This is a genomic window from Micromonospora sp. NPDC127501, assembly GCF_040302185.1.
In the GTDB taxonomy this organism is placed as follows: domain Bacteria; phylum Actinomycetota; class Actinomycetes; order Mycobacteriales; family Micromonosporaceae; genus Micromonospora.
The window spans coordinates 103,050-110,803 of sequence record NZ_JBEORJ010000017.1 but is presented as its reverse complement, the minus strand read 5'-3'; the positions used below and the strand labels follow the sequence as shown (position 1 = coordinate 110,803).

Annotated in this window: 7 protein-coding genes; 3 read left to right on the top strand and 4 right to left on the bottom strand. The window is 70.3% G+C overall.

Annotated features, from left to right (window positions below):
• Positions 1-72: 72 nt before the first annotated feature.
• Positions 73-525 (bottom strand): ABA4-like family protein, encoded by a 453-nt coding sequence (locus ABTW72_RS29975; protein ID WP_350864529.1) that lies wholly within the window; start codon positions 523-525, stop codon positions 73-75.
• The gene (locus ABTW72_RS29970) at positions 522-1,448 is read right to left on the bottom strand and encodes a hypothetical protein (protein WP_350864526.1); all 927 of its coding nucleotides are present in this window, start codon (positions 1,446-1,448) and stop codon (positions 522-524) included. The genes ABTW72_RS29975 and ABTW72_RS29970 overlap by 4 nt, the downstream gene beginning before the upstream one ends.
• Before the next feature lie 166 nt (positions 1,449-1,614).
• Here ABTW72_RS29970 and ABTW72_RS29965 point away from each other — a divergent pair, with 166 nt between their 5' ends.
• On the top strand, positions 1,615-2,367 hold the full coding sequence (locus tag ABTW72_RS29965) for a DUF8817 family protein (RefSeq protein WP_350864523.1): 753 nt from the start codon (positions 1,615-1,617) through the stop codon (positions 2,365-2,367).
• Between the two features lie 9 nt (positions 2,368-2,376).
• On the opposite strand, the gene ABTW72_RS29960 is transcribed toward ABTW72_RS29965, so the two are convergent.
• The gene (locus tag ABTW72_RS29960; protein ID WP_350864520.1) at positions 2,377-3,627 is read right to left on the bottom strand and encodes an MFS transporter; all 1,251 of its coding nucleotides are present in this window, start codon (positions 3,625-3,627) and stop codon (positions 2,377-2,379) included.
• Between the two features lie 82 nt (positions 3,628-3,709).
• On the opposite strand from ABTW72_RS29960, the gene ABTW72_RS29955 reads away from it, so the two are divergent.
• Positions 3,710-4,594, top strand: coding sequence for a LysR family transcriptional regulator (locus ABTW72_RS29955; RefSeq protein ID WP_350864517.1), 885 nt, complete (start codon positions 3,710-3,712; stop codon positions 4,592-4,594).
• 176 nt (positions 4,595-4,770) lie between these two features.
• Positions 4,771-5,937, top strand: a complete 1,167-nt coding sequence (locus tag ABTW72_RS29950; RefSeq protein WP_350864514.1) for a lactonase family protein — start codon at positions 4,771-4,773, stop codon at positions 5,935-5,937.
• A gap of 161 nt (positions 5,938-6,098) precedes the next feature.
• Here ABTW72_RS29950 and ABTW72_RS29945 read toward each other — a convergent pair whose 3' ends face one another.
• Positions 6,099-7,367, bottom strand: a complete 1,269-nt coding sequence (locus tag ABTW72_RS29945) for an MFS transporter (protein ID WP_350864511.1) — start codon at positions 7,365-7,367, stop codon at positions 6,099-6,101.
• Between the last annotated feature and the right edge of the window lie 387 nt (positions 7,368-7,754).

Genomic DNA, 7,754 nt, shown 5'->3' with positions numbered 1-7,754 from the left:
CGAGGCCGCGCAGCGCCATCCCCTCCCGGGTGTCCCGCTTGTGGAACAGTCGCCCCGGCCTGCTCGCGGTGGTCACCCTTGGGGCTGGGGGCCGGTGGGGGGGCCCGTCGGCCGCCGCCACCGGGTCCGGACCGCGAGGTACGCGGCCAGGCCGAGCGGTCCGAGCAGGATGGTCAGCAGCAGCACCGGAGCCATCACCAGCGCCGGCACCCCCCGATCGCGGCTGTCCAACCACGCCCACCGCCCGACGAACAGATCGAACGCGATCATGTGTGCCCAACCCGCCGCGGCCCCGTCGGAGGTGCCGAGCAGGTCGCGCACCCCGGTCAGGGTCGGCGACGCCACGGCCGGCAGCACGTCGCCGAACGCCGGGAGCACCAGCAGCGCGTAGATCACCACGACCGGCAGCACGATCAGCGGTGAGGCGATGATCCGGGCGGTCCACGACCAGCGCGGCAGCAGGATCATCAGCGCCCAGAACGGCGCGGCCACCGCGAACGTCAGGGAGAACAGCGTCGCGGTCACGCGGCCAGCGCCAGTTCCGGGCGACGTCGGCGGGCCAGCACCAGGCCGGTCGCGGTCGCCGTCACGACCACCAGGGCCGCGACCACGGCGAGCGTGACGCCGTCCGGCCGCAGCAGCGGCTGCTCGCGCAGGGCCTGCCACGTCAACAGCACGGTGAGTACGCCGTACGCGCCGCCCGCGACGACCAGCAGGCGAGCGCGGGTGCGCTCGTCCAACCGCGTCGCAAACCGGCTCAGCAGGATCGCCAGGATCGGCAACGCCTGGAGGGCGTGCAGCCCCACGAAGTGCCCGATCCGCAGGTCACCGCCCGTGGTGCTCCAGCCGACCACCGGCAACCCCGGCCCACCGTCGGGCACGCCGACGCTGTGCGCCCCACCGATACCCTCGATCCCCGGGTCCTGCATCGGCAGCGCCATCGGCACCGCGGCGAGCATGCCCAGCAGGGACAGGCCGAGCCCCCACCCGACGGCGGTCGCGGCGACCCGATCGGGGATCCGCTGGATCAGGACCACGATCCCGATGACGAGGTGCGCGAAGAACAGCACCATGATCGCCGCGCCCATCGCCGCGAACAGCGCGGTGTTCAGAGGTGTGGTGTCGTTGAAGTGGCTGGTCTGCCCGCGTATCACCTGACCGACGATCCACGCGTTCTCGACGACCGCCACGGCGACGATGACGACGACCGCCCTCTCGACGGCCCGGCTGCGTCGCGGCAGCAGGGAGAGCATCCAGGCGAGCGTCGCGCCGTACAGCACGAACGACACAGCGAACTTGAACGGCTTGAGCCAGATCGGCGCCCCGGTGAGGACGCGCGGGTCGACGAGGATGCCGACGACGGCAATGACGCCGAGCACCGCCATCACGGATACCAGAAACATCAGTGGGCGGTTCCAGCGCGTCGCCCGGCGCACAACGGTAGTCATGCCTGTAGATGTTCGTGGCCGCGTCCGCCGATCGCGTCCGACCCCGAGCCCCGGTTGCGGCCGGTGGTCGGAGCGCGCCTCCTCCCTGGGTAGGAGACGAAACCCGTCGAAGCCGCTCGGTGGTGCTGGCACAATGGCCGGCCTGCCGACCGGACCGGGAGTGACCATGACGATCAACGAGGACCGTGTCCAACCGAACGAGACCACAGTGCCGCTGCTGCACTGCGCGGCCCCGGAGGAGACCCTCGCGTTCTGGCGGGCCCTCGGGTTCGAGGTGGCTTTCGAGCAGCTCAGGCCATATGTGTACCTGGCGCTCACCTGGAGTGGGTTCCAGCTGCACTACGGCCCGGCGCCCAAAGACCTGGACCCGGCGAAGGAGCATTCCGGCGGCTGCCTGGTGATGGTGGACGCGGTCGCGTCGTACCACGCGGTGTTCACCGAGGCGATGCGCCGCAGCTACGGCAAGGTGCTGGTCAAGGGTCTACCCCGGATGACCCGCTACCGCGCCGGGTCGTCGCGGTTCAGCATCGTCGACCCGTCGGGCAACACCATCGTCTTCATCCAGCGGGACGAGCCGAAGGACGTGGAGTACGGCGGGTCGAAGGAACTTGACGGGCTGGCCAGGGTGCTCGACAACGCGCGGATCCTGCGCGAGTTCAAGATGGACGACCGCGCGGCCTATCGGGCGCTCGACTCGGGGATGCGCCGCCGCGCCGAGGACGCCCCGGTAATCGAGCAGGCGATGGCGCTGGCCGGCCTGATCGAGCTGGCCACCGTGTTGGACAGGGCCGACCGGGTGCCCGAGTGGGGCGCCCGACTCCTGGCGCTGCCGCTGACCCCGGAGCAGCGGCAGCAGGTGGCGCAGTACGTCGCCGACCCCACCCTCCTCGAACCGTGGTGGCGGCCCGACGCGACCTGAGCGTCCGCCTCAGCGGGCGGGGGCCGCCGCGCTGTGGCGGAACAGCATCGCCACGCCGGCGAGCATGACAAGTAGCAACCCGGTGAACCAGTTCATCGCCGTGCCGGCGGTGACGGCCTGGGTGGCGACGCCGATGCCGACGGACGGCAGGATCATCCCCAGGTAGCCGATGAGGAACAGCCCGGCCAGGGCCTCGCCGCGCTGGGCGGGTGCGGCCATCGCCGCGACGGCGCCGACGGCGGCCTTGAAGAGCACGCCGGCGCCGATGCCGGCGACCACCCCGCCGACCAGGAACACCGAGAGGCTGGCGGTGTGCATCCCCGTCAGCAGGACGGGCACGCCGACGGCCTGGGCGAGCAGCCCCAGGCGCACCTTCGCCGGGGCGGCCAGCCGGCTGGTGAGGGTCTGCGCCACGGCCGCACCGCCGAACACGGCGAACACGATCGTGCCGGCCAGGGCCCGCGACGGGAGGTGCAGGGCACCCGCGACGAAACCCGGGGCGACCGAGGTGAACAGGCCGAACACGGCGAACGAGGCGAACCCGGCGGCTGCCGCGGCCAGGTAGCCGGCGCGGTCCCCGTGGTCGGCGCTGATCCGCTGCGGCCGGTAGGTGGGCTTGACCAGCCGCTCCTCGACGGTTTCCGGGGTCAGGGCGACCGCCACGATGCTCACCGTCAGCAGGACGGCGAACACCAGGTACGGCGTACGCAGCGGCGCGTCGACGTACTGGGCGAGGACGCCCGCGACCAACGCGCCGACGCCCAGCCCGCCGATGTTGGCGGCGGTGGAAACCATCTCGAAGCGCTGACGGGACGAGCCGGGCCGGTGCGCGGCGTGCAACTCCTGGAGGTATGCGGTGGCGGTCGCGGTGATCAGGCCGATGCCCAGCCCGCTCACCAGCCGGGCGACCAGCAGCACCGGCAGGGACGGGTCACCCAGGAACAGGGCGGCGGCCACCAGCTCCAACGCCAACGCCGGAATGAGGATCTTCTTGCGGCCGACCCAGTCCGAGACGTGGCCGGCGAGCAGCAGGCTGATCACCACGCCCACCGCGTAGACCGCGAACACGATAGTGCCCATGAACGTGGAGAAATTGTCCCGCGCCATGTAGAGCGGGTAGAGCGGGGCAGGCACGGTGCAGAACGCCATCGCGGTCAGGAACGCCAGGGCGATCGCCCAGAAGCCACGGCCGTGCCGGCGGGACGAGCCGTCGCCGTTGTCGGACGTGGTGGGGCGGGGTGTCAGGGTCGACAAGGACATGACCCCACTCTTGCCTCGCCCAAGCATCAGGTCCAACGAAAGTTGATGTTTGCGACGATCGCGATCAGTGATACTTGGTGCCGTGGAGCTCCGCCAACTTGAGTATTTCGTCGCCGTGGCCGAGGAACAGAACTTCACCCGCGCCGCCGCCCGCCTGCACGTCGTCCAGTCCGCCGTCTCCGCCGCGGTCAAGACCCTCGAACGCGAACTGGGCGCGTCACTGCTGGACCGCAACTCCAAGCGCGTACGCCTCACCGACGCCGGTGCCGCACTGCTGCCGCGCGCCCGGATCGCCCTCGACGCGGCCCGCGACGCCCGCGACGCGGTCGCCGAGGTGCACGGCGGCCTGCGCGGCACCCTGCGCATCGGCACGATGACCTCGACCAGACTCCTGCACCTGCCGGCCCTGCTCGGCGAGTTCCACCGTCGACACCCCGGAGTGCTGCTGCACACCAGCGTCGCCCCGCACGGCTCCCAGGGGCTCATCGACGCCCTCGCGGAACGCCGGCTCGACCTCGCGTTCGTCTCTCTGCCCGGCGCGCCCCCGGCGGAGATCCACCTCACCGAGCTGGCCAGCTCGGTCCTCGACCTCGTCGTCCCGGACGACCACCCGCTGGCGACCCGCGAGGCGGTCACCCTCGCCGACATCGCCGGGTCGGACTTCATCGACTCCCCGGTCGGCTACGGCAACCGGGCCGTCACCGACCGGGCGTTCGCCGCCGCCGGCCTGTCCCGGCGCGTGACGATCGAGATCCCCGACATCGCCACCGGCGCCGAACACGTGCGGCACGGGCTCGGCATCGCGCTGTTGCCCCGCTTCGCCGTCGCCGACGACCACGGTGTGCGCCTGCTGAGCGTCGCCGGCGTCGACCTGAACTGGACGGCGTCCCTCGCCACCCCGGTGGACCGCCCGGTCGGGGCCGCCGCCCGTGCGCTGATCAGCCTCACCGCCGAGTTCCTGCCCTGACGTGCCGACGGTCCGCTTCGCCGTAGGTCACATCCGCCCGCACGTCTGCTGATTCCACGTAACGGCACGAAATTACCGCTTTAGGGTAAGTGAGTCGAACACGCCTACCTGCTCCGATAGCTTTCGAAGGAGAGGAAAACTCGTATTCCTCCCTTCGGGTGCACAAGGAGTCAGTGATGAAGCGCAGTGTCGCGCTCGCGGCAGCCCTCCTGGCAGGTCTGACCAGCATCGGATCGATCCCCGGCGCCGCCTCCGCCGATGGCCCCGGGTACCACGACGACCGCAAGGGGGGTGACCACCACCATGGCGACGAGGGCGCGGTCTTCGTCCAGACCAACAAGGCCGAGGGCAACACCATCAAGGTGTACGACCGGGACGAGGACGGCAAGCTCACCAAGGCGGGCGAGTACGAGACCGGCGGGCTGGGCGGCTTCACCATCGGTGCGCCGCTCGACGCGCTGGCATCGCAGGGCTCTCTGACCTACCACCGCGGACTGCTGTTCGCGGTGAACGCCGGCAGCAACACCGTGACGGTCTTCCGCGTCGAGGGCACCGGGCTGCACAAACTCCAGGTCATCTGGTCCGGCGGTCTGCTGCCGGTCAGCGTCGCGGCCCGTGGCGACCTCGTCTACGTCCTCAACGCCGGCGGCGAGGGCTCGGTGCAGGGCTTCGAGCTGCACAAGGGGCGCCTGTCGCGGATCGAGGACGCCAACCGGTCGCTCGGGCTGCACAACGGCAACCCGCCCGCGTTCGGGACCGCCCCGGCCCAGGTCAAGATCGACCCGGACAGCGAGTTCGTCCTGGTGTCGACCAAGGCCGCCAACGTCATGTTCAGCTACGAGATCGGTCGCAACGGCAAGTTGTCCCGCAACCCCGTCATCAGCGACGCGGGGAACACCCCGTTCGGCTTCACCTTCGACACCGATGACTCGCTGCTGGTCACCGAGTCGGGTGCGAACGCCGTGAGCCGGTTCGAGCTGGAGGACGACGGCGCGCTCGACCAGGTCGGCCCGTCGGTGCCCAACGGGCAGCAGGCGACGTGCTGGATCCAGCGCGTCGGCGACTACTTCTTCGTCGCCAACGCCGGCAGCTCCACCATCAGTTCCTACCGGGTCGACGACGACGGCAAGCTCGAACTCGTCAAGAACGTCGCCGCCGACACCAACGGCGGTTCGATCGACATGACCACCAGTGACGGCTTCCTGTACGTGCAGAACGCCACCGCCGGCAACGTGCAGGGCTACAAGGTGCACGAGGACGGGTCCCTGAATCTCGTCACCACCGTGGAGGGTCTGCCGAAGTTCGCCGACGGCATCGGCATGGAGGGCATCGCCGCCTCCTGAGCGCACCACCCGCTGGCCCCGGTCGTCCATCGACCGGGGTCAGCTCGCGCCGTGTCATGAGGCTGAGGCAGCTGGCGCGGCTTTCCCCCGTTCGCGCCGGCCGGCCTGCGTGGGCTCGGTCGGTCTCCGCCCGGTTGAGTTCCGGCTGCCGGATCACGTTTCTAGACGGCATCGGCTGGGTCCGGGCGCGTTCGCTCGCCCCACCGGACGACCGCGGGTGCGGCGAGCCCGACCGCGACGAAGATGCCGCCCATCAGCAGCCAGCCGGGGGCACCCCAGGCGATGCAGAGCAGGCCCAGGATGGAAGGGGCGACGACGTTGGCCAGGCCCGTGCCAAGGCCGGAGATTCCCATGTACTGCCCCTGCGCGTGCGCGGGTGCGAACCGGAACTGCAACTCGAGTGAGCCCGCCGCGTGCCACAACTCGCCGACGGTGTGCGAGGCGACCCCCAGCGTGATCACCGTGACGGCGACCCATCCGGGCATCGCCGACGTGGCGGCGATCAGCGCCATCCCGATCAGGAACGCCAACCCGGAGCGGCGCATCGCCCGACCTGCCGCTGAACTGGTGTCGACCCCCCGGCTCGCTCTGACCTGCAGCGTCGCCACGAGGGCGGTGTTGACCAGCACGGCCACCCCGACGAGCCAGCGTGGCGCGTTCGTCTGCGAGATGATCCACACCGGCAACGCGAAGACCAGTACCTGGCCCTGTATTCCCAGGATGGCGTCGAGCACGGTGACTGCCAGAAAGGGTCTGTCCTTCAGTGCGATCCAGCGCCCGGTCAACTGGGGCGCTGGAACGGGCGGCAGCGAGGGCAGCCGAGTGATGATGGCGGCGCATGCCACGAAGCTGACGGCGTTGCCGACGACCAGGGCCAGGTAGGCCGCGCGGGTGTCCAGTTGCACCGCTGCGCCGGCGGCGAGGGCGCCGCAACATCCCGCGAGGTTGGCGATCGACCGTAGATAGGCCCGGTACTGGCCAGGGTTGGTGCCGCCGAAGCCCCGCACCAGCGGACCGCGAGACGCCCCGCCGGCTGAGTGCGCGAGCTGGGTCAGGCAGACCAGGACGACGAATGGCCAGAACGTGTGCACGAGGGCCAGAGCGGCCATGGTGGCGGCGCGGATGGCCAGGGTCAGCAGGTAGATCTCGCGTGGGCCTCGACGATCGGCGAGGTGCCCCACCGGAACCCCGGCGAGCATCCCGACGAGCGCCGCGATGCCCATCCCCAGAGCGACCTGCGCGAGGGGAAGCCCGACGGACCGGGTGAAGAAGAGCACGGCGCTGGCCATGAAGATGCCACTTCCGAGCATGTTGACGAAGGTCGCGAAGGCCAGCACGCGCCGAGGGCCGTGCTCGGGGATGAGTCCTCGGGCAACGAGCCACGAGGTGTCGCGCGGAGGAATGGGAACGGGCGTTGTCGCTGCCTGCACAGGGACGAACCTTCCGGCCGAGATGCCGGATGAGTCCGGCGTCACGTAGCTCGGACCAGCGCGCCGAATCCGATCCGATTGACGCTCAGGTCACCGAGCGTCCAGGTACCCGCGGATTCCGCACCGATCATGTTGGTGGGCATTGGCGAACTTAGCCACCCCCGCTGACCTGCGCAGTCGGGCGTCTGCCCGATACCGATCGGGAAGAATCACTGTTAGGTTATCTATCGTGGGAAGCGCTCTGCCGGCGTGCGCAGTGACAGCCCGCAGTTCATTCGGGTCCTGACCGCATCCGCGTTTCGCACCCGACGACAGGCCGTCCCGACGACGAGGCCTTGACCGAGTCCTGGCCGACAAGGCGTCCACAGCGGAAGCGAATCGGGCCCA

Excerpts from the sequence above, each read along its gene's own strand:
- ABTW72_RS29970 (WP_350864526.1), bottom strand. The coding sequence starts at position 1,448 with ATGACTACCGTTGTGCGCCGGGCGACGCGCTGGAACCGCCCACTGATG.
- ABTW72_RS29965 (WP_350864523.1), top strand. The coding sequence starts at position 1,615 with ATGACGATCAACGAGGACCGTGTCCAACCGAACGAGACCACAGTGCCG.
- ABTW72_RS29960 (WP_350864520.1), bottom strand. The coding sequence starts at position 3,627 with ATGTCCTTGTCGACCCTGACACCCCGCCCCACCACGTCCGACAACGGC.
- ABTW72_RS29950 (WP_350864514.1), top strand. The coding sequence starts at position 4,771 with ATGAAGCGCAGTGTCGCGCTCGCGGCAGCCCTCCTGGCAGGTCTGACC.